Annotated in this window: 21 protein-coding genes and 1 tRNA gene; 11 read left to right on the forward strand and 11 right to left on the reverse strand. The window is 31.9% G+C overall.

From position 1 onward, the window contains the following. Positions 1–112 precede the first annotated feature (112 nt). The 4 genes from ACXLDF_RS10355 (at position 113) to ACXLDF_RS10370 (ending at position 3,100) form a co-directional block, all read left to right on the forward strand. Positions 113–583, forward strand: a complete 471-nt coding sequence (locus tag ACXLDF_RS10355; RefSeq protein ID WP_457558451.1) for a hypothetical protein — start codon at positions 113–115, stop codon at positions 581–583. Between the two features lie 791 nt (positions 584–1,374). Then, complete coding sequence (gene rpl7ae, locus ACXLDF_RS10360) at positions 1,375–1,743, forward strand: 50S ribosomal protein L7Ae (RefSeq protein WP_457558452.1); 369 nt, start codon at positions 1,375–1,377, stop codon at positions 1,741–1,743. Between the two features lie 13 nt (positions 1,744–1,756). Next, entirely contained in the window at positions 1,757–1,996 is a 240-nt protein-coding gene (locus ACXLDF_RS10365) for a 30S ribosomal protein S28e (RefSeq protein ID WP_457558453.1), read from the forward strand. 150 nt (positions 1,997–2,146) lie between these two features. Beyond that, complete coding sequence (locus tag ACXLDF_RS10370; protein WP_457558454.1) at positions 2,147–3,100, forward strand: hypothetical protein; 954 nt, start codon at positions 2,147–2,149, stop codon at positions 3,098–3,100. Positions 3,101–3,237: 137 nt separating this feature from the next. Here ACXLDF_RS10370 and ACXLDF_RS10375 read toward each other — a convergent pair whose 3' ends face one another. Continuing rightward, a complete protein-coding gene (locus ACXLDF_RS10375; RefSeq protein ID WP_457558455.1) occupies positions 3,238–4,821 on the reverse strand; it encodes an amidohydrolase in 1,584 nt (527 codons plus the stop codon). A 589-nt stretch (positions 4,822–5,410) separates the two neighbouring features. On the opposite strand from ACXLDF_RS10375, the gene ACXLDF_RS10380 reads away from it, so the two are divergent. After that, positions 5,411–5,647 (forward strand): DNA-directed RNA polymerase subunit N, encoded by a 237-nt coding sequence (locus ACXLDF_RS10380; protein WP_457558456.1) that lies wholly within the window; start codon positions 5,411–5,413, stop codon positions 5,645–5,647. Between the two features lie 66 nt (positions 5,648–5,713). Then, a complete protein-coding gene (locus ACXLDF_RS10385) occupies positions 5,714–7,210 on the forward strand; it encodes a M20 family metallopeptidase (RefSeq protein ID WP_457558457.1) in 1,497 nt (498 codons plus the stop codon). A 131-nt stretch (positions 7,211–7,341) separates the two neighbouring features. Here the strand turns inward: ACXLDF_RS10385 and ACXLDF_RS10390 are convergent, their stop codons facing one another. Together ACXLDF_RS10390 and ACXLDF_RS10395 are read right to left on the reverse strand one after the other, a co-directional pair. Then, positions 7,342–8,070: a hypothetical protein gene (locus ACXLDF_RS10390; RefSeq protein WP_457558458.1), complete on the reverse strand. Its 729-nt coding sequence runs from the start codon at positions 8,068–8,070 to the stop codon at positions 7,342–7,344. Between the two features lie 316 nt (positions 8,071–8,386). Beyond that, positions 8,387–9,760, reverse strand: a complete 1,374-nt coding sequence (locus ACXLDF_RS10395) for a hypothetical protein (protein ID WP_457558459.1) — start codon at positions 9,758–9,760, stop codon at positions 8,387–8,389. A gap of 131 nt (positions 9,761–9,891) precedes the next feature. Here ACXLDF_RS10395 and ACXLDF_RS10400 point away from each other — a divergent pair. After that, positions 9,892–9,994 (forward strand) — tRNA-His (locus ACXLDF_RS10400). A 167-nt stretch (positions 9,995–10,161) separates the two neighbouring features. Here the strand turns inward: ACXLDF_RS10400 and ACXLDF_RS10405 are convergent. Continuing rightward, positions 10,162–11,466 carry a hypothetical protein gene (locus ACXLDF_RS10405; protein WP_457558460.1) on the reverse strand — a complete coding sequence of 435 codons (1,305 nt, stop codon included), beginning with the start codon at positions 11,464–11,466 and terminating at the stop codon, positions 10,162–10,164. A gap of 405 nt (positions 11,467–11,871) precedes the next feature. Between ACXLDF_RS10405 and hisS the strand changes: the two genes are divergently transcribed. Further along, positions 11,872–13,266 (forward strand): histidine--tRNA ligase, encoded by a 1,395-nt coding sequence (gene hisS / locus ACXLDF_RS10410; RefSeq protein WP_457558461.1) that lies wholly within the window; start codon positions 11,872–11,874, stop codon positions 13,264–13,266. A 49-nt stretch (positions 13,267–13,315) separates the two neighbouring features. On the opposite strand, the gene ACXLDF_RS10415 is transcribed toward hisS, so the two are convergent. Both ACXLDF_RS10415 and ACXLDF_RS10420 read right to left on the reverse strand, forming a co-directional pair. Continuing rightward, entirely contained in the window at positions 13,316–14,335 is a 1,020-nt protein-coding gene (locus tag ACXLDF_RS10415) for a metallophosphoesterase family protein (protein WP_457558462.1), read from the reverse strand. Between the two features lie 43 nt (positions 14,336–14,378). Further along, a complete protein-coding gene (locus ACXLDF_RS10420) occupies positions 14,379–14,957 on the reverse strand; it encodes a hypothetical protein (protein ID WP_457558463.1) in 579 nt (192 codons plus the stop codon). Between the two features lie 89 nt (positions 14,958–15,046). On the opposite strand from ACXLDF_RS10420, the gene ACXLDF_RS10425 reads away from it, so the two are divergent. Both ACXLDF_RS10425 and ACXLDF_RS10430 read left to right on the forward strand, forming a co-directional pair. After that, positions 15,047–15,874, forward strand: a complete 828-nt coding sequence (locus ACXLDF_RS10425; protein WP_457558464.1) for an HAD-IIA family hydrolase — start codon at positions 15,047–15,049, stop codon at positions 15,872–15,874. A gap of 138 nt (positions 15,875–16,012) precedes the next feature. Beyond that, positions 16,013–16,753: a HEAT repeat domain-containing protein gene (locus ACXLDF_RS10430; protein ID WP_457558465.1), complete on the forward strand. Its 741-nt coding sequence runs from the start codon at positions 16,013–16,015 to the stop codon at positions 16,751–16,753. A 95-nt stretch (positions 16,754–16,848) separates the two neighbouring features. Here ACXLDF_RS10430 and ACXLDF_RS10435 read toward each other — a convergent pair whose 3' ends face one another. The 5 genes from ACXLDF_RS10435 to ACXLDF_RS10455 all read right to left on the reverse strand — a co-directional run bounded on the left by ACXLDF_RS10435 (position 16,849) and on the right by ACXLDF_RS10455 (position 20,791). Continuing rightward, positions 16,849–18,687 (reverse strand): bifunctional N(6)-L-threonylcarbamoyladenine synthase/serine/threonine protein kinase, encoded by a 1,839-nt coding sequence (locus tag ACXLDF_RS10435; protein WP_457558466.1) that lies wholly within the window; start codon positions 18,685–18,687, stop codon positions 16,849–16,851. Between the two features lie 71 nt (positions 18,688–18,758). Continuing rightward, entirely contained in the window at positions 18,759–19,004 is a 246-nt protein-coding gene (locus ACXLDF_RS10440) for a 30S ribosomal protein S27ae (RefSeq protein ID WP_457558506.1), read from the reverse strand. A 224-nt stretch (positions 19,005–19,228) separates the two neighbouring features. Beyond that, the gene (locus ACXLDF_RS10445; RefSeq protein WP_457558467.1) at positions 19,229–19,576 is read right to left on the reverse strand and encodes a 30S ribosomal protein S24e; all 348 of its coding nucleotides are present in this window, start codon (positions 19,574–19,576) and stop codon (positions 19,229–19,231) included. A gap of 120 nt (positions 19,577–19,696) precedes the next feature. Next, positions 19,697–20,377, reverse strand: a complete 681-nt coding sequence (locus ACXLDF_RS10450; RefSeq protein ID WP_457558468.1) for a DUF359 domain-containing protein — start codon at positions 20,375–20,377, stop codon at positions 19,697–19,699. Between the two features lie 84 nt (positions 20,378–20,461). Beyond that, the gene (locus ACXLDF_RS10455; RefSeq protein WP_457558469.1) at positions 20,462–20,791 is read right to left on the reverse strand and encodes a hypothetical protein; all 330 of its coding nucleotides are present in this window, start codon (positions 20,789–20,791) and stop codon (positions 20,462–20,464) included. Between the two features lie 181 nt (positions 20,792–20,972). On the opposite strand from ACXLDF_RS10455, the gene ACXLDF_RS10460 reads away from it, so the two are divergent. Further along, complete coding sequence (locus ACXLDF_RS10460; RefSeq protein ID WP_457558470.1) at positions 20,973–21,305, forward strand: iron-sulfur cluster assembly protein; 333 nt, start codon at positions 20,973–20,975, stop codon at positions 21,303–21,305. Positions 21,306–21,330 lie beyond the last annotated feature (25 nt).

Consider the following 21,330-nt stretch of genomic DNA (forward strand, 5'->3'; position numbering starts at 1 on the left):
AAAAAAAAAAATGAAGTTATTAATTTTTCGATTAACTGCTGGAAAAATAAAATATTTGCATGATAACCATTATATATTATTCCTTTTTTTATTTTTATTTGGGTGGAAACTTATGAGATTGAAGAAATCATCCAAAATACTAACAGCATTTTTCATTGGATTTACCATTATTTTTTCAATGAATTATGTATCTGCTTATGCCTTTGCAACAGAAATTAATATTGCATATGGTACGTGTTCAAATACAAATACTTCACTAATTGAAAAAAACGATGGAACATTTCTAATAGTTGTATGTAAACAATCTTGGGGTATTGGGAAGATAGATGTTTTAATTGACATTAAACAAGATAATGCACAATATATGGATTATGACTATCATTTTTATGATGGATCTGGAAGAGTTATGATCCGGTGGAAAACAAATGAGGGTTGGTCGGTTTGGAAATATGCTCAGATAGGAAGCTGGACAAACGCAAGATTACCCGATGATGTACGAGGAAAAAATGTTGTTCAAATTGAATTTAGAAAAACTCTTTTAGGATACTTTGAATTCAAATTAGATTTTTTAAGGTTAAAGTAAATTTCAATTAATATCATCCTTTTTTATTTTCAGTCTTTAAAATTTTTTTCTAACCTTTAATGAACTGCCTTATTTTTTTTTGTAAAAATTACTTATTCTCTCAGCTCTTTCTTCCAATGATTCAATCTCAGCTATGCGCTGATGGAACACGAATTATACCGCGTTTTCTTGATTAAAGAATTGAAGGACCACCATCCATATGATTAGTTGACCTAACTTGATATTAGGTCATAAATTTATAATAATAGGCAAGTTTAACGGTTAAAAACAGATTATAATAAGCATTTTGATGATGAAACACGTGTAAAAATAATTAAAGAATATGGTTCTGGCTTGAATCTGATGTGCAGAAGATTGTAGCGTTTATTGAAGCAAATTGAACAAAAGAAGGAGTCAAGGGTAATGATTTCCTATAAACATTAGCTTACAAAATTAGGATTTCCTTTTTTGGAATATGCATGTGGAATTTATGATGCCCTAATTATAGAAGTAGAGCATAGGATGGATATTTCATTAGAAGAGCAATTGTTAACAGACTTAATAACACTGATTAGCGTTGTTTTCAATTAATAAAATTATATCAGTTTCAGGTGCTTCAGAAGAAGGGCTACAGTCAGGAAAATTGAGAAAAGCAGAAATAGGTAAGATAATCGAAAGATATATAAGAAGAGATCAAACCGAAAAATTTTATTTTTACGCAACTTTTGCTTCTATATTGGTTAAATGCGTTTAACCGATGAAGTAATGATAAGAAGCCCTAATAGGCAACTTTGAATGAGGTTGACACACAAATGTCCTACATCGATATAGAAATTCCGGATGCTCTTAAAACTAAAATCTTAGACCTTGTGAAAACTACGGTCAATAAGCAAGGCAAAATCAAAAAAGGCATGAATGAAACTACAAAAGCTATTGAACGAGGAATTGCAAAATTGGTTGTGATTGCTGGCGATATATCTCCAGCTGAAATTGTTATGCATCTCCCTGCTATTTCAAAAGAAAAGAAGGTACCATATGTTTTCGTAAATACACGGGCTGAATTGGGGAAAGCTGCAAATATTAGTATTCCTTGTTCTGCCTTAGCAATTACAAATGCACCAAAAGAGATTGAGAGCGATTTAAAGGATATTATCAAAAAAGTAGCTGCATTGCGAAAGTAGGAGGGAATAAATCATGGCAAAGAAATCAAATGAAGATACCTCCTTTCAAAATCGGGGCCAATGCAATGCTCAAATCATCCAAATTATCGGCCGTACTGGATTAACAGGAGAAATTTTGCAGTGCAAGGTGCGAGTGCTAGACGGTCGAGATAAAAATCGGATCATTACTCGAAACATTAAGGGACCGGTTCGATTAAATGATATCGTGATTCTTCGAGAATCTGAACGAGAAGCTAAACGAATTCGAAAATAAACTTATAATCTTGCTTCTCTTTTCTTTTTTTTTACTATTTCTTTTATTTCTTTTAATTATTTCTTTTAATCTATTTTTTCAATCAAATATTGCAATCAAAATACTATTTACGAACGCTTTTTAGGAAAAAAATCTAATTATTCTATAATAATGGTAGATTCTCTCGTAACTCGAACTCTTAATGTTGATTTTCTTTATTTTGATCTACTTTTCTTAATTCTTTGGATTGGATATATGATTTATAAAAAATATTGGATCCCGATAATATGGGGCATTCTCGGATGGGTAATATATCTGTACGTTGATTATTATCTTTGGTATATTGTAATGGGTGTTCGTGAATATGATGGAAATATTGCACCTACGTTATTTTTTCAATGGTTTTGCTTCTCAGCAGGGTTTGCTCAATTTTCTTATGTTGCAGTAATGTTTGAAAAGCGTAGCTGGCGAGAAGTCTTATTTTGGACATTATTCTTCTATATTGGCTGGAGTGCTACAGGAATACTTTCCCAAATAATCCCATGGAATGATACAATATTACGAGTTAGTCGCAATATGAACAAAGACAAACAAAGAATTCTTTTTACGATTATGACAATATTTAATATTATTCTTGCACTCTTCTTGAAAGTATTCAAAAAAATAAAGTGGGAAGACTTTTTCTACCTATTTGCTGCGGGAACATTAGTAGAAATGAATTTAGAACTGTCCTTAGCTGTATCTGGTATACGGTTAGAACAAGGAAGCTGGAGTTTTGAGCTTTTTATCGTCAATACACTGATTGAATTTAATATGGGAATTGTTCTGATGTATTTACTCTGGGGGTTAATATTCAAAGGTCATTCTCGAATTTTTGATCCGATGCTCAAATGGAGAGATAGAAAAAAAATCAAAACTAATTTTAATTATATATACTATCTTTGCACCAATTCACATGGAAAAACGAAAATGAAAGAAGTAAAAGGAAAAAAGCGAAAATTAACAACATTTATTTCTCATTTGCTTTATAATGCTAAAGGATATTCAAAAATATACCCACATGAGCAAATTCAAGAAGAAATGAAATATATTAAAGAAAGATACAGTATAGATTGGTGTAAATAAGTTTCTATTTGCCATAATTATGAATGAAATTCAAAAAAAGATGAGAATTATTGTAAAAAGATGAAAAGATTTTATTTATTTATTTCAATAATCACATTTGCCTCATCAGATTAAATTAATTGGATCATTAAAAAAAATTACATTGGAAGTTTTCTTCCACACATCGCATGCCACAACATTGAACAAATACCCATTCCTTCTCTATAGGGGTTCCCAGCCAAAATTAATTTTTCGACCTGTAATTCCCTTAATTGTTTAGGTTCTAATTTCAATGGATTTTTATTTAAAATCACCATATCAGCAATTTTTCCAATTTCCAAAGAACCTCGCTCTTTTTCTTCAAAACTGGTGTATGCAATTTCATATGTATACATCCTTAACGCCTCTTGAATTGTTAGCGATTGTGAAGAATCATAAGGATGGTTACATGCACCATATATGCCTTCAATGGGATCGGGATGCGTTACTGGCCCATCTGACCCTCCACTTAAATGAACACCGGCATCTTTAATCATTCGCAAAGGAGAACTCGATTTAACTCGATCACCTAAAATTTGATTTAAGTAACTTTCTGGTTCTAGAGGTGAAACTAAAAATCCAGGTTGTAAAGTAATCCCAATTCCCAATTTTTTGCACTTTTGAATATCTTCTGGAGAAATCAAGCAAGCATGAATTATTGTATGGCGATGATCCTCTCTGGGGTAATCCTTTAGCGCTTCTTCCAAAGCGCGTATGGCTTGTTTTATTGCAGCATCTCCAATAACATGCATAGCAATTTGTAATCCTGCTCGATTTGCTTCTTTAGTAAAACGAATTACTTCCTCATCAGAATAAAAAAGGATCCCCTTGTTATTAGGATCATTAGTGTAAGGCTCAATTAAAGCAGCATCGCACGCACCAAAACAACCATCTAAAGCAGTTGCAAAGCATCCACCAATTCGTGGTAATTTTCGCTTTTTTACCTTTGAAATATCCATGGTTTGAAAGAATAATCGAGTCTGTATGGAATTTTTGTGAGCTTGTGCGCGACCTATAAGCAATGCTAAAGTTACATCCAAATCATTAGGGAATCCAATACTTTCAACCGAATGAATCAACCCAATTCCATATTTCGCTATTTTATCGTATCCTTTTATAATACAATTTACTAATGTAATTGGAGAGATATATGAAGTGGCATAATCTAATCCTTCATAATAGGCTTCATTAAATAAATGCCCGAGATCAGACTTAAATCCTCTTGCTCGTTTTACTTTTTCAGGAAATTTCTCCATCATGGCGGAGTTTGCAACCAGTGAATGACCGTCGTATCCAATAATAATTAGAGGTTTTTCAGAATAAATTTCATCGAGTTCTTTACGGGTAATAAGCCGTTTTTCTTCAACACTGTGCTTGGAAATCCCAAAACCAGCGATTATCTTAAATTTTTTAGCATTAGGTAGAAAATTTCGGATGATTATACCAATATCTTCGAAATTTTTTGCATCACGCACATCAAAATAAGCCGATGCGATCGTTGCCCAATTCGAATAATGGATATGACCATCGCCGAAAGCAGGAAGAAGTGCTCGATTCCCTAATTCGATTTGCTCACCTTGATTTTTATATGTATCAGGAATTTCATCACCCACATAGCGAATGCGACCACTATCAGTAATTAAATAAGAATAGACATGATTTTTTGCATCGCATGTAATAATATTGCCGTGATAAATTTTCATAATTATTTTTAAATTTGCTCTGCGAGTTAAAAAAAGCACTGTTTTTATTTGAAATCATATTCATTTGCTAATATATTAACAAAACTAATTTTTATATAGTTTTTTTACTATCTCATAAAAAAGAAATCTAAGAAAAAAAAAATCAAATTTAAAATTGGAAAAATTTCTGATTCTGCATCTTTATCCTATCCGGGTTAGAGAATTCGCTGTTAATTTTCATTGTATCTTTGTCACCTCGTATAATTTATTTTTTCATAAATACTTTTAATAAAATAGTAATTGAAAGATTTAATCATATATTATAAATTGAAACGTTAGAATTTAGATGTTATTATTATAACGTTTAAAATTTTTTTATAAACTACCACATTAATTATAAGTCAATACTTAACAATACTTCTTTCTTACAATTACTATAAAAAAATGGCATTTTTTGTTGTCTAAATATAGGAATCATCATTTTAGGAAATCCTGTATACTATTATTTAAGATTCGCTAAACAATGGCTAAATTCAGAAATTCAACTATTTTTTTCTTGAATTTTTCTGAATCTTACACAAATTTTATACCCTATGCTACCTTATTTATCATGAACTTATTCGCACTAATTCAACTTGTGATAAAAATGATTATACCTATGCGTTGTTTCTCATGTGGAAAACCTATCGCTCATTTATTTGAACCATATAAACAAATGCGCAAAGAAGGGATACCCATTGAAGAAATCTGGGAAAAGCTCGGGATCACTCGATTTTGCTGCCAACGAATGCTAGTAAGCCATGTAAATATCATCGACGACTTGCTAAATTTTAATCGTTTACAATAATATTCTTTTTTTCACTTGATTACATAACATAGATTTTTTGGTGTCAATCGAATAATTTCAAATATAATGAAAGAAAAACAAATCACTCCATTTGAACCACTATCTAATAAAGAACAAAAATTGCTAGTTATGGTGGATAACCATAGAAATGAACTTGTTGATTTGCTTATAGATTTGATTAAATTCGACACTAGAACATATAATGAAAATTATTTCAGCGATCTTCATCCGATTGTGAAACATTGCAGTGATTTTTTTAAAAAATGGGATATCAACACAGAAATAATAGAATGTCCCCATCAAGGAAATGAAAAACAATATACTTGGCCAAATTTAATTGTTAATCTTAAAGGAAATAAACCGGGACGCCGGTTAGGATTTATGGGACACTTAGATGTTGTTCCTTTTAATAAAAACACTTGGAAAATAATCGAAAATCCGTTAAAACCAGAAATAATTCAAGGAAAAATATACGGAAGAGGCGCGATCGACATGAAAAGTGGTGTTGCTGCCCAAATGATGGCAATAGCTCTATTAAAACAATCTAAGGTTGAATTTTCTGGAGAATTACAGATGATTTTAACACCAGATGAAGAAATCAGCGGAAAATACGGTGCGGCATTTTTATCCAGTAAATTTCCAGAAGTAGTGGCTGCAGATGCGCGAATTATTGGAGAGCCAACAGGGCAACCCCCAATTAAAAGCCCAGCTATAATTATAGGGGAAAAAGGTGCAAATTGGATTCAATTACACTTTCACGGAGCTTCTGGACATGGATCTCAACCAAAGCCAAAATCAAATGCACTAAATAAAGCCGCTCGATTTATTAATAATGCCCAAAAGGGATTGAAATTTCACGATCCTAAACCGCCAGTTACTTTTTCAGACCTTATTAAAGGAATTTTAGCAAGGTACAACATTTCGACACTGCTTGGTTCTCTATTTTCAAAATCAAAACCAGATAAAAAAGGAAAAACTCGCGATTACAATGAAGATGGACTCACATTAAATGCATACTTTCATACTACTGTCAGTTTTAACCAAATTCAAGCAGGAACAAAATCAAATGTCATTCCAGACGATTGCACATTAATTATGGATATTAGAGCATTACCAGGTATTTCCCTTCAAGTAATCATTGATGATATCATTCGTTTTGCTAATAAGTTACATTATAAAATTGAAGTTCCTGTAAATTTTTACAATAAAAAAATTCATAATCACTCACGTTATGTTCGAAATCGATTAGTTGACATTACTTTAAAACCAATAATTATGAATACAGGCGAAATAGAATCTAAAGACAACGAAATTTGCACTATTTTAGCTTCCCAATTTGAGAAAATATATAAAACTAAGCGTTTATTCTTTCTTTCTCCTGGTATGACCGATGCAAGTCATTTTCGAAAAACAGGTATAAAGAATATTGTTGTGTTCGGACCCAGTGGAGATAATGCCCATAATGCGGATGAATTTGTCTATATTGATGATTTAGTAAAATGTACAAAGGTATACCTTCTTACAGCATATAGATTTTTAAATAAAACACCAGAGATTGACTAATAACATTATAATTGTTAGCTAAAGATAAAGATCTCAAGAAAGTATGACCAAAGAAATAAATTGATTTTAGAAATAAATACAGGAAAAAATTAAATAAAAAATCAAAAAGACATAATTGTTACTTTAATACTCTAAAAATCAAAGGTAAAATCATCCTTTTTCTTCTTTTTCTTCTTTTTACCCTTTCCTTCAGTGCGAGGTCTTGTTTCATATGGAACATAACTTGCAAAAGCAGCCCCTGATTCTACAGATAAAGAATCATCTTCATCCTCATGTCTCCATCCCAATTCTTTTTTAGAAAAACTGAATAACAAAGCATGAAATACCCAAAAAATAGTTAAAACACTTTGCATTACAAAATACATGCTTATAAATCCATTATCATCATTGTATTGAGCCAAAAGTCCAATCCCAACAACACCTTGAATCCCTACAACTAATAAAAAGAGTAAAATTCCAGTGATAACTGTAATTACATTATGTTTTCTGAAACTGATGCAACCAAGCATGTAAAGCAAAGAAGAAAGGATATAAACTCCATTAAAAATAATTAATGTTCCTCCATACATTAAGTTAAAGAGCCAAAAGATCAATTCCATCAAAAAGGTGATTATAAAGAAAATATTACCTATTATCATCATACCTGTACTTTTAACAAAACCTGAAAAAAATACTAGCAACATTCCAAAGATAAAAACAGCATGGCTAACAATTATTAAAGGAACTGGTGTTCCAATTACAGATGAAGCATTTCGAAAATCTATCCATAAGTTAACTGTAATAACTCGAAAATATGCAAATGAACGAAGAAAAGCTCCTAAGGCAGCAATAATAAAACCAATTAAAGCACCAATTTTCATATTTTTCACTTTTATAATTTTATTTGTTATCAAATTGGGAATTTAAAGAAGGTTCCCATCTTGACGTTTACTTTATAAGATCGTCACTAAAGCCTAATAAGTTTTTTGTATCACATACAAAAAATGAAAAAAGGATTCAAATTCTTATTTTTTGAATTCTCTGAATGCAAGAGTATTTTTTCTGGATTCTATTAAAAATATCAAAAAAGAATAAAGTAGGAATTTCTTTTTATTATTGATAATATATACAATCCTACATTTTAGATAGATAATTCTTGAAAATTGTAATTATTTGTTCAATTGATGCAAATAATTTTTAATAATTTACCCAATTAACATGATAAATCATATTTTTAAAATTTAAACGACTTGTATTTGGATCTTTTTCCAAATGATTTAATCTTAGCACCATCCATTCAAAACTTCCCTTAAAATTCACTTTTCCCCACAACCATATTAGAATATCATAGAAAATAACAGTAATAACAGCAAACATTAACACAATCCATTCTTTTCCATATGGAAGACGCTCATTAAGGAGATTGGTTGATGGAACAGTAAAATTGAAAATAATTCTTGGAGCTAAAGACCAAATTTGTAGTGCAAAAATTGTCATTGGAATCATTCCCCATCGCCGAAAATATCTGGTGAATAGATGATTTCCAAACTTTGCACCGTTTCCGCGAAATTCAACCAACCACAGGAGTACATTCACCACACTTATTTGTGTCCAAAGCAGTAATAGATAATATCCCATCGGTGGTCTTTCAAAAGTAATATTAAAATTTCCAAAAATCATTATTCCGATTGTTATCAAAAATATCATTGAATTACCATAAAAAATATACCGTGGAGTCTTTTTAAAGGGTTTTGGTGCTGATAGCATTATCCCAATAATTGCCCCAGCAAAAGTAGTGGAGATAAATGGAAAAATGGGATAAAGATCACCTGCAATTATCACACAAAGATATGTCACAAATGATGCATTTGTATATTGTAAATATTCACTAGGCCATGTTGCATGATAACCTGAAGGTTCATATGGGATCCAACTTAAATTATCAATCCAATTCCAAATCAATGGAGTAAATCCCAACACAATCATAAAGAGAATTGCATATATCGTAATATTTCTACGATATTTCGATACTCCATTATTTATACTTAAGAAATAAAGGATAATTGCGTTCAAAATATATGTATATCCAATTATCTGCAGTGCTTCCATAATAAAAAGACGCCTCCAAAGAAATGGCATTATATTCAACAATTTTTCAGCTCGAATTGATGAACCAAAGTAGCCATAATAACCAAATGCTTCTGTAAGATATCCTACTATTAAAATCCCAAATCCAGTAAGAAATTGCTTCTTCAATAAGTTTTTTACAGATTTACCTTTTATTGTAGATTTAAAAAAAGTTAAAGTAGTAACAATCCCAGAAAGAAGCACAAAATATCCCGCCCAACTTCCAAAAAATGCTAATAAAACTAAAGATCCCGCAAGAAAATAGGGAATTGAACCATTAAACATCGTATCCATATCAACCCATGAATAATCATAAATATGGTTGAATACATGAAGGAATACCATCATCCAAACAGCTAAACCACGCTGAAAATCCAAGGAAGCAATTCGATTCAACGATTTTTGAGTAGAATTTTCTTTTTTTATCAACTCTTGCTTACTCATATTAAATCATTAAAGATCTATCTATTTAAAAGTTCAATTCTTCAACATCTGCTTTAATTCCGAAAGTTAATCAATGTAGAGGAAATTTTTTTAATTATCTTTCTTTGCATACATCATTTAGTATTTAAAAAAGCCCGGTATGTTAGTCGTAGACTGCAGGGTTGTGGTGGAAAATACACTTCGTTTAAACACAAATCCCCTGTGACCGTGGTTCAATTCCGCGCCGGGCTACCATTCTACTTTTCAAACGGGTTAATATTTTCAACAAGACAAAGGAATATAAGCGTTAAAATTGCTGAAGAAAACTTAAATTTACAAAAAATAGAAGATTTCTTTTACTTTTAACATTGAAAGACAGAAAATGGTATAACAAAAAAGATATAAACGTCTTATTCAATATTTTATGATATTTTTTCAAGTTCAGCAAGTTCAGATGAATTTTGGTTTGAAATTCGTTCCATTTGGTATTTCTCGCTCTTTTTTCCTGAAAATTTGCCTGCAATCCAAATTAAGCACCATTCCACAGAATACTTATAACCTACTTTTTCCCAGAATTTAGCAGCTACCCCCCATAAACCAGCCAGAACAGTACCCAATACAATTACCCACACAATAGAACTATTCCAATTATGAAATGCAGGGATTAAATTTAATAAACCTGTTATCAACCCAGAGAAAAACGCTTCAAAAATATATACTGTGAGTGAAATCATTCCATAGCGAGTGATAAAACGGAATCCTTTAATACGGCGTATTTTTCGATCATAAGGTGCGAAATCGACGATAGATAATGCCAGGCTAAAGAAAAGAAATACCACGCCTAACTGACTAATATGCCTAAAGAAATCTTCCAACAGAGCAATTCGAGAAGTTTCATAGATTAAGCTTGGATGAATCCCCCCAAGAGAATACAAGCCAAGAAATCCAACTCCGAACCAAAATATTGTTTGAAACCATGTATACTCCAAAATATATTTAGGTTTTTCTTTTCGTGCTAAAGCAATACCCAAAATAGCCCCAAAACAAGCATAAGCTACAAATGGGAATAGAGGAAAATTATCATATACAAAACAACCGAGAATCCATGCTAATACATAGCGGTGAGAATCGATTAATGAATCAACTGCAGGAGCCCCCATCCAACGGAAAGGTAATGTTAATAATAAAATTAATGAACCCATACAAAAGAGAATAACATAGACTTGACGATTTTTCAATCCACTTGTAAGTCGAGAATTAAGAATTCGCATAATAAGGGGGACTAAGATAGAATTTAAACCTAAAATTGTCAAAGCAGAACTACTTACAAGCCAAAATGGCTCTGAAAAGGTGGGATTTCCATTTTTAACTAAAAAATATAACCAACCAGAATCGCCACTTAAAAATATTCGAAACACGAAATTCAGCGCGATTAAGAATATTCCGAGAAATAAACCATAGTAAGTTAGCTGGGCGGGAGTATTTTTTCCTGATTCTATACGTCGATAAAACATATAGCTGTTAACTGCCCCTAATATTGTAGAATAGACTCCTGCGATTGTTAAAAAGAAGATAAGGAAGCCCATTACTGGATCAGCCTGCTGTTCCCCACCTTCAAGTTCTTGTGCACCAAGCCATTCATGAAGACCAGTATGAAGAATAACCATAAAAATTACTGCAAAACCGCGTACAACATCAAAAGCTTGGATTCGTTCAATAATTTTCACTTTTAATCACCTAAAATATCTTGCATTACCAATTAACACTTATGATTGTTATTCTAATTAAAATCATTGTTTTTCTAGTTAAATCATTACTTTGCTAGTTAAAATCATTGCTTTGCTATTTAAAATCATTTCCTTAATTGAGCCAATTTTTTGCAGATCAAATCATTATATTGCTGTGATTAAGAGATGAAAATATATCAATATTCTTTTTAAAAAGAAAAACTTATTCGCACATGTTTTTGGGTTTTGATAGTTAATGGCACATTCTTTTCTAATTAGCAACCTCGATTAAAGCAAAAATATTATTGCTGAAGTTATATTAGTAGAATTGATTGAATATTAGCCTTGAATAAAAATCAAATAATTTAATGGTGAGTCCTTCTGGCCGAGCAAAGCGAAAAAGAAATGGAAAAAATAAATTTGCAGAGACCTTCTGGTACTATTGATTTTCTACCTGAAGAGATGAATAAAAGACGAGAAGTCTATATCAAACTTGAAAAAATCTTTCAATCTTTTGGTTTTGAGCAAATTGAACTGCCAATGTATGAGTTTTTCGAAATTTACAAAAAAAGATCTGGTGAAAAAATCATTAATGATATTTTTACATTTTATGATCCTCCAAAACACCGCGCCGATGAAAATCCAGCACTTTATGCGCTTCGTCCTGAATATACTGCATCATTAGCGCGGTTTTATATCACAAGTGAATTAATGTATCGACCCAAACCTCAAAAATACTACTATATTGGTCCGTGTTTTAGATATGATGAACCTGCACCTGGACGTTTTAGACAGTTTACTCAAGCAGGTATTGAAATATTTGGGGCGGATACAGCCACAGCAGATGCAGAAATGTTGATAGTTGCAATGAATGTTATGGAACGGTTTGAGATAGAAGAATATATTCTTAGAATTAATGATCTAACCATATTACGATCATATTTGGAGGAAGAAAAACTTTCACTAACACAACAAAAGAAAATATTTGGAATAGTTGATAGAATCACAAGTTTACTCCGAAAATTAGAAATAGGTGCATTAGACGAAGAACAGACAGAACAAAGCATTCTTGATGATTATTATGGATCGATGCAAGAAGAGAAGATCCCACAAGCAATTATTGAACGCTTAGAGCAACTTTTATATATGACAGGGGAATCTACAAATGTAATATCACGTTTAAATCAATTATTTATCGAATATCCAAAGACTCTCGAAGCAATAAATAAATCTAAGATTCAACGTGTTAGCACTCTTATTGAAGCAGCAGATATCAAGAATTATGTAATAGACTGCGGTATTGCTCGAGGTTTAGATTATTATACAAACATTGTTTTTGAAATTGATGTTCCTGTTTTAGGAAAGCAAAAACAAATTTGTGGCGGAGGCCGTTATAATGAAATGATTCGCGCTTTTGGAGGTGAAGAAACTCCAGCATTAGGCTTCTCCTTTGGATTTGATCGTATAATTCTTGCATTAGAGCGACAAGAGAAATTTCCACCAGAACAACCAAGATCAGAAATATTCATAGGAACAAAAGCAGAAACACAAACCTTTGGGATTGAAATTGCAAAAATTTTACGTAAAAATGGAATTCGGGTAGAAATGGATATTATGAATCGTTCATTTCGCTCAATTAGTAAATTTGTTAATCGGGTGAAAATACCTTTTCTTTTGTTTTTAGGCCCAAAAGAACAAGAAGAAAAGAAGTATACTTTGAAGAACTTTATTACAGGAAAACAAAATTCTAATCTCTCGTTAAATGATGTGATTTTAAAGATTCAAGAATTTGAAAAATAGAAATAAGGTTTTTTACACATTTTTTTTATTTTTTACTTAAAATATTACTCTAATTATTTAAATCACGAATATGAAGCAATTTCACAGTAGCTTCTTTATTATTTTTGTTTGGAAGATTTATTTTAGCGATGCAACCATCAATTCTATTCCCAACATACATTTCAGTTGAAAATAACGAAAGTAACCGCTGCTCAAAAAAGAACCGATATCCTGTGGAAAATTGTTGATGCCCCCTTATCATTAGGTTAAAATTATTCGCTTCCATAAAAATGTCGAAAATTTGTTTGTTAAATTCAAAAAAAGTGCCTCCACGATACCGATTTGGACAAAATTCTACCGATTTAGGGAGTGTTTCACTGGGATCATTCCATAAAATTTGTTGGGAAAGTTCATCCATATTTAAAATGGAAGATTTAGCTGCTTTCAACTCAATTTTTCGTAGTAATATAGGATTTAAAGGATCTTCATAGTTAATTGGTACTCCTCCATGTAGCGCAATCATCGAAAAAGAATTAAGAACTGAAAAGATTGCCACAAGTGGTAATTTTGTAAAAAAATCTGAGATTTGATAAAATAAAGATCTTGAAAATTGTCTTAGAACAGAATATTTAAAGCCGTACTGTTTATTCATAGTTTTTTCTTCATGATTTCCTCGAAGCAATAATACATTTTTGGGATATTTCAAATTGAATAAAAGAAGAAATATTAATGTATGTAAATCTAGGGGATTTCGATCAACATAATCTCCAAGAAATATAATTTTTACATTGCGCTGTTTAGTAGAAGCATCTTCTATTTTTTTTATAAAGAAAGAAATAAGTTGGTGAAGAGATGAAAAAGATCCATGAATATCCCCAATAAAAAAGAAATCTGTTTTGGTTGGACTAAAATTCTTGAACTCTAGAATTTGTTGGGGATAAAAAGATGAATAAAGTGTAGAAGCAGCTTGAATAAGGGCCCCTATATGACATTTAGCTTTTTTATCACCATAATACATAATAGAATCTTTATTTAGTGAAGCTATAAGTAAATAATAATTCCATAATTCATTGAATGGGAATGAAGCCATTGTTCATGAAATTAAAGCGCTGAGGTTTTAAAAATTAATCTTTTTAATTCCCAAACGGATGAAGACCATCTTTCAACGAAAATTTCTTCAGAGAATCTACTTCAACAAAATCTTCGCTAGATTCATCAAGGACTTTCTCAACAATTGAATTAATCATTTTTTCATCTTCATTAGAAGTAAAAATTGTTGATGATATGGAATTATCTACCGAATTCGAAGCAGATGAAGAAGCAAGATTGATAGTCTCATTAATTAATTCAGAAGAATTCGATAAACGCGAAGATTTTTGATCATTCGGAGAACTAGATAATCTTTGGGATGATTTATTTGATCTTTGTTCAATTGGTTGATATCTTATAATTGTACGTAGTCTATCTTCATATGATGCTAATAAAACATCAATTTCATGGGGGAGCATATCTTTTTCTGTGCGTTCAGCTTTATAGTATTTTGTTAACCAATATTCATATTCGGAAACATCTAAATTGTAATCATTTGCAGTTCGGATAAAACCAGCAACAAGGCGCGTTAACGTATAAAATTGACCTTGTTTTTTCAAACGATGGATTTGAGAATAGAAATCTTGATTAAAAAATTCCATAGAATCTTGGTTTTTGCTCATTTATTGAAAGCACCCTATTCATAAATTAGAATTTTCCTTTAAAAAATTTCACAACAATTTTCAAATAATGTTATTGTTTATATATCCTAATGAATGTAATAGAGCAAAAAGAACTGTTTATTTTTGATTTAGATGGCGTTATTTATAGAGGTTCAGAACCAATTGCTGAAGCGTTAGAATTCATTTCAAAACTTAATCTAATGAATAAGAAATGTGTCTATTTGACAAATAATTCTTCTAAAACACGCCAAGATTTTGCATACAAACTTAAAAAAATGGGCTTAGATGTAAAAGATAAAGAAATTTTCACATCTGCCTATATCTCTGCAGATATTTTAGCAAAAAAATATCCTGCAGCAACTGCTTTTATAATTGGTGAAAATGGATTGCATAAAGTGATGAAAGAACGAGGATTTAAGATATTAAATGAAATGTATCCTGAACTGATAAATTTAGAAGTACTTCCAAGTGATATTTATGCTGATTTTGTGCTAGTAGGCTGGGATCGATTTGTTACCTATAATAAATTCAGATGTGCCATGATGTTAATTCAAAAAGGAGCAGAGTTTTATGCCACAAATGCAGATAGTTCTTTTCCTGGACCAGATGCACTATGGCCCGGAGCAGGTGCCTTAGTAACATTTCTTCAGACAGCTCTCCATTCTCCTCCAAAAAAAATCTTTGGTAAGCCAGATCCTACTGGTATAAAATTCATTCTAAATCAATTAAAAATCGATCCATCAAAAGCTGTGATAATTGGAGATCGATTATCAACCGACATATTGGCAGGTAATCATGCACAGATTACAACTATTGCTGTAGAGACAGGAATCCACACAAAAGCCGATTTATGTCGCTATTCACTCGAATATCACCCACAGATTTTTGTTTCTAGCCTTCTTGATCTTTTTTCTTAACATATTTATTCTTGTTCAACTAAATTTTGTTTTTTTAGTGGTGAGCTACTTCAATACTTATCACATGTGGGAAACATTATCTTTTTAATCTCTCCCCCACTTTTAATGGTAGAAAAACTTTTTTCGGTGTGAAATTTTTTGAGTTCAAAAATTGAAGAATTAATTCAAAAGTTGGGTGATCCCAATACCAAAATTCGCCTCGATGCCGCTAATGAATTAGCATCAATGGGAGATGAAGCGTTAGAACCTGTAACCAAATTGCTCAACCATAACGACTATACATACCGTCGAATTGCGGCTTATATTTTAGGAAAAATGGGAAAGCCAGAATCGGTAGAAATTTTAGTAGAGGCTTTGGGTGATGACAATGCAGATGTAAGAAAAAGTGCTGCACAAGCGCTAAATCGGATTGGAAAACCCTCCATTCCCTTGTTAATTCGATCTTTAGGAAATATTTCTAAGGATGTGCGTGCATCAGCCGTGTGGAGCCTTAGTAAAATGGGTGCAATGGCAGTGGAACCCCTTCTGGAGACTTTGCATAGCGAGGTCAAAGATATTCGAGCCAGCGGTGTTTGGGCATTAACTAAACTCGGAAGACCTTCCATCAACCCTTTAATTAAGCTGATTATCCATGAAGAAAAGAATACAAGAGAGTCGGCGATTTGGGGGCTTTCTAAACTTGGAGCACCTGCTATAGAAACGTTAGCGAAAATCTGGAATGTAAGAATTGGGAAAGAAGCCATTGAAGGAGAATCTGAGACCGACAGTGTTGATTTAGACGATTTACTTGCCGGTGGAGAAAATGCAATTAAACAATGGATCAAATTCATGTTAGACAATAAACCCAATGCCAAAGAATTAATCGAACAAATGGAATGATTGTTTCTAATATAAAATACTACTTTTTTCCCCTTTTTGATTGAAGAACAATAATTTTACAGAGATTCGGATTTTTATCGAAGTGATTTAGATTTTTATCGAAGCGATTTAGAGATGTATCTCCCACGTAAGGATATTTTTTCCACCCGTTCTATAATTTTTTCATAATTACCAGCAATTTGATGCTTGTAACCATTTAAAAATGCAGGAACCATTAAATCAAAATAATCTCCATGAGAACTTTTAATTACGCGCTGAAATAAATGAATATCCATAGCTTTTTCTTCAATTCCAACATCAGGAACACTTAATCCGAAATCAATTAAAATTAACTGGTGGTTAGGCTTTAGGATTACATTTGAGGTGGTTAAATCGCCATGGGCAATCTCTAGATTATGCATTAAAGCTAAATATTCTCCAATTAAATAAGAATACTGTTGAATCTTTTGAGGAGTTAATTCAGGAATTATATCTTTTAATCGATTCCCTTCGATAAATTCCATAATCAAAGCAGCTTCATTTGGTATTATATCATAAACTAAAGGTACTGGAATCCCTGCTTGATACAAAGAAATTAGAAGTCGTCCTTCAGTAATAGTCCGATGAATTCGCAGGGGTAAATCTATTGCAGAAATTCGATAGGATTTTTTAATTCTATTTTTTAAAAGTGCAGGTTTTTCAAACCAATTGATCCGAACTAAAAATGCTTCAGCGCCATGACCAATTACTTCAAAATTTTGAAGGAAATTACTCAAAATTCCCGTCTCTCCATCAACATTGGATGACATTAAAATACTAGAAAATAAATTTTGAATTTGGGGATTAGGACTAACACTAAAATTTAAAGTATTGCTTATTTCCCCAAATTTTGATTTAGATATATGGACAGCTCTCCATGAAATTGGAACATCGTCCATACGCCATTTTGGAATTATCTCAGAATTTTCAATAGAAGTTTCTCCGCTGTTTTGATATTGTAAAATTCCCGTCCAGGCAATCATAGCCCCGTTATCACCAGCCAATCGTCTTGGAACTACGTTAAAATCAACTTGCTGATGTTCACATATGTCTGCAATGATTTTTTGAAGTCGTCGATTTGCAGCTACTCCACCTGTAAGTAGAACAGATTTTTTATGAGTATGAGCAATAGCGCGTTCGCACACTTCTCCGATCATTGAAAATGCAGTTTCTTGAAGAGAGTATACTAAATCTTCTTTACAAATAACCTTTTTCTGGGATTGAACTGCTTTTTTTGTTATTGATTCTTTAAGTAATCCATTATCATGAAGCATTTTCCGACAATAAGAATATAATCCTGAGAATGAAAGATCCATACCTTTTACGATATATGGAATTTTGATGAAATTTTTTCCTTTAAGAGCAATTTGCTCCATCTTTGGACCACCAGGATGGGGAATACCAAGATCTCTCGCAACCATATCAAGTAAATTGCCAATTGATATATCTATTGTTTCTCCAAATATTTGATATCGATTTGATTCAAATGCACTGATAATTGTATTTCCTCCAGAAACATATACAGTAAGAGGATCATCGCAATTACATGCCACCCGTCCAATTTCCACATGTGCAATACAGTGGTTTACACCTACTAGTGGAATTTTTAATTTTAATGCCAAAGTTCGAGCAACTGCAGCTCCAACTCTCAAACATGGACCCAATCCGGGGCCTTGGCTGAATGCAATTAATTGAATATCTTTTAAATCAACTAGAGCTTGTTGTAAAGCTTGTTTTAGTTGCTTCTCAAATACATTATAATGATGCTCTACCACGTCAGTTGGTTTTAATCCACCTTTTGGAGGAATGTATGTATCTGAAGAAAGTCCTAATACATTACCTTTATCATTTACAATTCCTACGCTGAATGTGTGTGCTGTAGATTCAATTCCCAAGCAAAGAAATGGTTGTGGCATCTGAAATCACGAAAAAGTATAAAAAAACAACTAAAATCATAAAAAAAAATTTTGAAAAATAATTAATTTATCTATTTTTTAGAAGGAATTTTACGATTTATACGTTTAAATTGTGTATATCCGCATTTTCCACAACTTTGACGGTCATAATGATCAGCCATAAAAACCCCAGGTCCGCATTTGGGACAACTTTTACGATTTCGAATAACTTTTCCATTCTCTACAGACCACATTGGACCTTTATTTTTATTGCGTGGTGGTTTTTGTCGTTTTTCTTTTGTTTTAACGTTTCGACGACCTCGTCCACCTCCAGCAATTTTAGGAAGAATGGTTATTTCTGCATTTTTGTCAATGATTGAATTGGGGGATGCTTTTTTACCGTCAACTAAAATAACAAAATATTTACTTTCTAAATGCAAATCTTTTAATAAATCCGCAATTTTGGCTGTTTTCTGTACACGATATGTTGTCATTGAACCAGTTGTGTAAATTTTTTGTAAGCCTTCTATTTTATTTATGCTCATTTTAATTTTTCACCTGATTATTTTTTCTTTTTCTTCTTTTTCTTTTTGGCTTTTTCAGCTTTCCATGCATCATTCCGCTTTTCCTTTTCCATATTACGGATCTTGATGTATGTAGGTTCAATTTTTTCAGCAGTGGCTTCATCATCATAAATGTGTGCCATTCCATGAACTTGCGGTATGCCAAATCGCGGTTTCATGCTACGAATAAAGGTCAATTCGCTTTTTGCAGTCATCATTGCTGCCAACTTCTCTCGAACTTCCAATCGATTTGGAGATCCAGAACCTAAATGCTCAATCTCAAACTCAATCTCTGTGCGATGGAGAAGAGGATTTACTTTTTTATTTAAAACGTTTATATCTACCAAATTTTTCACCTAAACTGAATCTGGTGGCCCACGGAAATACCGTAAGTGACCTTCGTTTTCAGCTTATATTCAAAAATGTATCATTACAAAAAAATTTTTGTGCATCTGAAAGCCTTTTGCTCACTCTGAAATGGGAATAAATTGGTTGAATAAAATCTTGATTTTATTTTGAATTTGGGGGCTAATTCGAATACCAACACATCCAGCAGGAATTTGAGGAGCGAGATCGGTAAGTGGAGGCTGTCCATAAAATACCAAACCATGATTTATTTCTAAAATAAGTGGAATAACAAGTAGATCTTCTTCTCCATCAATCCAAACGAGATATTGGTTAACATCATCACGTGTTTTCTTTATAAATTCAATGATTTCATCATTTATACAACCTACCGGATTATGAAATTTGCGTTGTTTAAAATTTGGATAGTTTATTATCTCAATTTTTTTCCCTCGTTGTGTACCTCCATCAATAAAACAATATTTAAGATAAAGTCGTAAATACTCTTTTTCCATAAAAGTTCTACTAACAACATCTCCAACACATGAAATGATAGGGAAAGAAGGTCGGTTTTTAATCAGATCTTGTTGATATTTGGAATAACTATTAAAATTTTGAGTTGAAGAAAAATTTGAATTAGATAATGGAACTGAGACAGAGGTGGACGAAAGAGTATGTTTGGATATTTGTTGAGCGATCCATTTGTCTATTAGTTCATCAGTCTGCTCAGGATTACCAATAAAATGATGACCAAAAGGTTGAGCTAATTGTTCTCGAAGTGTTGAAGGAATTTTATAGTACATAGATACAATAGAGTAAAAAAATTAAGAAAAAAAAGGATTTGTATTGAAAAAGATCTTCAAATATAGATCAAGAATTAGTGTTGATTAAATAATATGATACATGTTTTCTAAGCAATTCGCAGCAATTTCAACGGCTTTTTCTATGCGTTTTTTAGATAAAATTACAGGACGTAATTTATCACGAAGATATTCCAACATTTGAGAAATCTCATGATGAAGTGTTTGAGGTTTAGCTGTAAACAAAGTTAAAACATCTTGATGATGGCGATCTTCCCACAAATGCAATGCATCTTTGGCGAATTTTCGCGAAAGCTCAACACTAATCCCCCCCTCTGCACTAATCTTTTCAACCATTTGTTCAAATTCTTTATTGCGATATTCATGCGATACAAATCGGGTGACATTATCCACCATTTAACCACCTTGTTACTTAAGAAACATCGTTGTCATAAACCTTCCTCTTTTGATTATTAGGGATTAAGACTAATTCGCACTAATTTTCACTAAAATTATACTAATCAACTATAACAAGATATTTATGAATAATTATGCAATAAAACTCTATAGTTTATAACTGATCATAGATTGTAAAAAAATGATTATTATGAACATGAATGAAGAACTTTTAACAAAAATTAACGATGCTTTAGAAAAAATTCAACATCCAGCAATAAATGCATCTTTACCAGAGTTAGGAATAATTCAAAATATGAGAATTGAAGAAGGAAAAATTCATTTAACCTTAAAGCTTCCATTTCCAAATATACCTGATAGTATGAAAAATTTGTTTGTAAAAAATATTCAAGATGCGCTAACACCTTTTGGAATGAATATAAAAATTAACTTGGCACTTATGAATCAAGAAGAACAACAAAGATTTCTCCAAATTGAAAATGCAAATTGGAAAGGAACACCTCAAGGTATATAAGCTACAGTAAATCAAAAAAAGTCTA

Source organism: Candidatus Harpocratesius sp. (genome assembly GCF_054039255.1).

Excerpts from the sequence above, each read along its gene's own strand:
- ACXLDF_RS10355 (WP_457558451.1), top strand. The coding sequence starts at position 113 with ATGAGATTGAAGAAATCATCCAAAATACTAACAGCATTTTTCATTGGA.
- ACXLDF_RS10460 (WP_457558470.1), top strand. The coding sequence starts at position 20,973 with ATGATTATTATGAACATGAATGAAGAACTTTTAACAAAAATTAACGAT.
- ACXLDF_RS10395 (WP_457558459.1), bottom strand. The coding sequence starts at position 9,760 with ATGAGTAAGCAAGAGTTGATAAAAAAAGAAAATTCTACTCAAAAATCG.
- ACXLDF_RS10435 (WP_457558466.1), bottom strand. The coding sequence starts at position 18,687 with ATGCCACAACCATTTCTTTGCTTGGGAATTGAATCTACAGCACACACA.
- ACXLDF_RS10415 (WP_457558462.1), bottom strand. The coding sequence starts at position 14,335 with ATGGCTTCATTCCCATTCAATGAATTATGGAATTATTATTTACTTATA.
- hisS (WP_457558461.1), top strand. The coding sequence starts at position 11,872 with ATGGAAAAAATAAATTTGCAGAGACCTTCTGGTACTATTGATTTTCTA.
- ACXLDF_RS10450 (WP_457558468.1), bottom strand. The coding sequence starts at position 20,377 with ATGTACTATAAAATTCCTTCAACACTTCGAGAACAATTAGCTCAACCT.
- ACXLDF_RS10375 (WP_457558455.1), bottom strand. The coding sequence starts at position 4,821 with ATGAAAATTTATCACGGCAATATTATTACATGCGATGCAAAAAATCAT.
- rpl7ae (WP_457558452.1), top strand. The coding sequence starts at position 1,375 with ATGTCCTACATCGATATAGAAATTCCGGATGCTCTTAAAACTAAAATC.
- ACXLDF_RS10385 (WP_457558457.1), top strand. The coding sequence starts at position 5,714 with ATGAAAGAAAAACAAATCACTCCATTTGAACCACTATCTAATAAAGAA.
- ACXLDF_RS10370 (WP_457558454.1), top strand. The coding sequence starts at position 2,147 with ATGGTAGATTCTCTCGTAACTCGAACTCTTAATGTTGATTTTCTTTAT.
- ACXLDF_RS10390 (WP_457558458.1), bottom strand. The coding sequence starts at position 8,070 with ATGAAAATTGGTGCTTTAATTGGTTTTATTATTGCTGCCTTAGGAGCT.
- ACXLDF_RS10365 (WP_457558453.1), top strand. The coding sequence starts at position 1,757 with ATGGCAAAGAAATCAAATGAAGATACCTCCTTTCAAAATCGGGGCCAA.
- ACXLDF_RS10425 (WP_457558464.1), top strand. The coding sequence starts at position 15,047 with ATGAATGTAATAGAGCAAAAAGAACTGTTTATTTTTGATTTAGATGGC.
- ACXLDF_RS10455 (WP_457558469.1), bottom strand. The coding sequence starts at position 20,791 with ATGGTGGATAATGTCACCCGATTTGTATCGCATGAATATCGCAATAAA.
- ACXLDF_RS10420 (WP_457558463.1), bottom strand. The coding sequence starts at position 14,957 with ATGAGCAAAAACCAAGATTCTATGGAATTTTTTAATCAAGATTTCTAT.
- ACXLDF_RS10380 (WP_457558456.1), top strand. The coding sequence starts at position 5,411 with ATGAACTTATTCGCACTAATTCAACTTGTGATAAAAATGATTATACCT.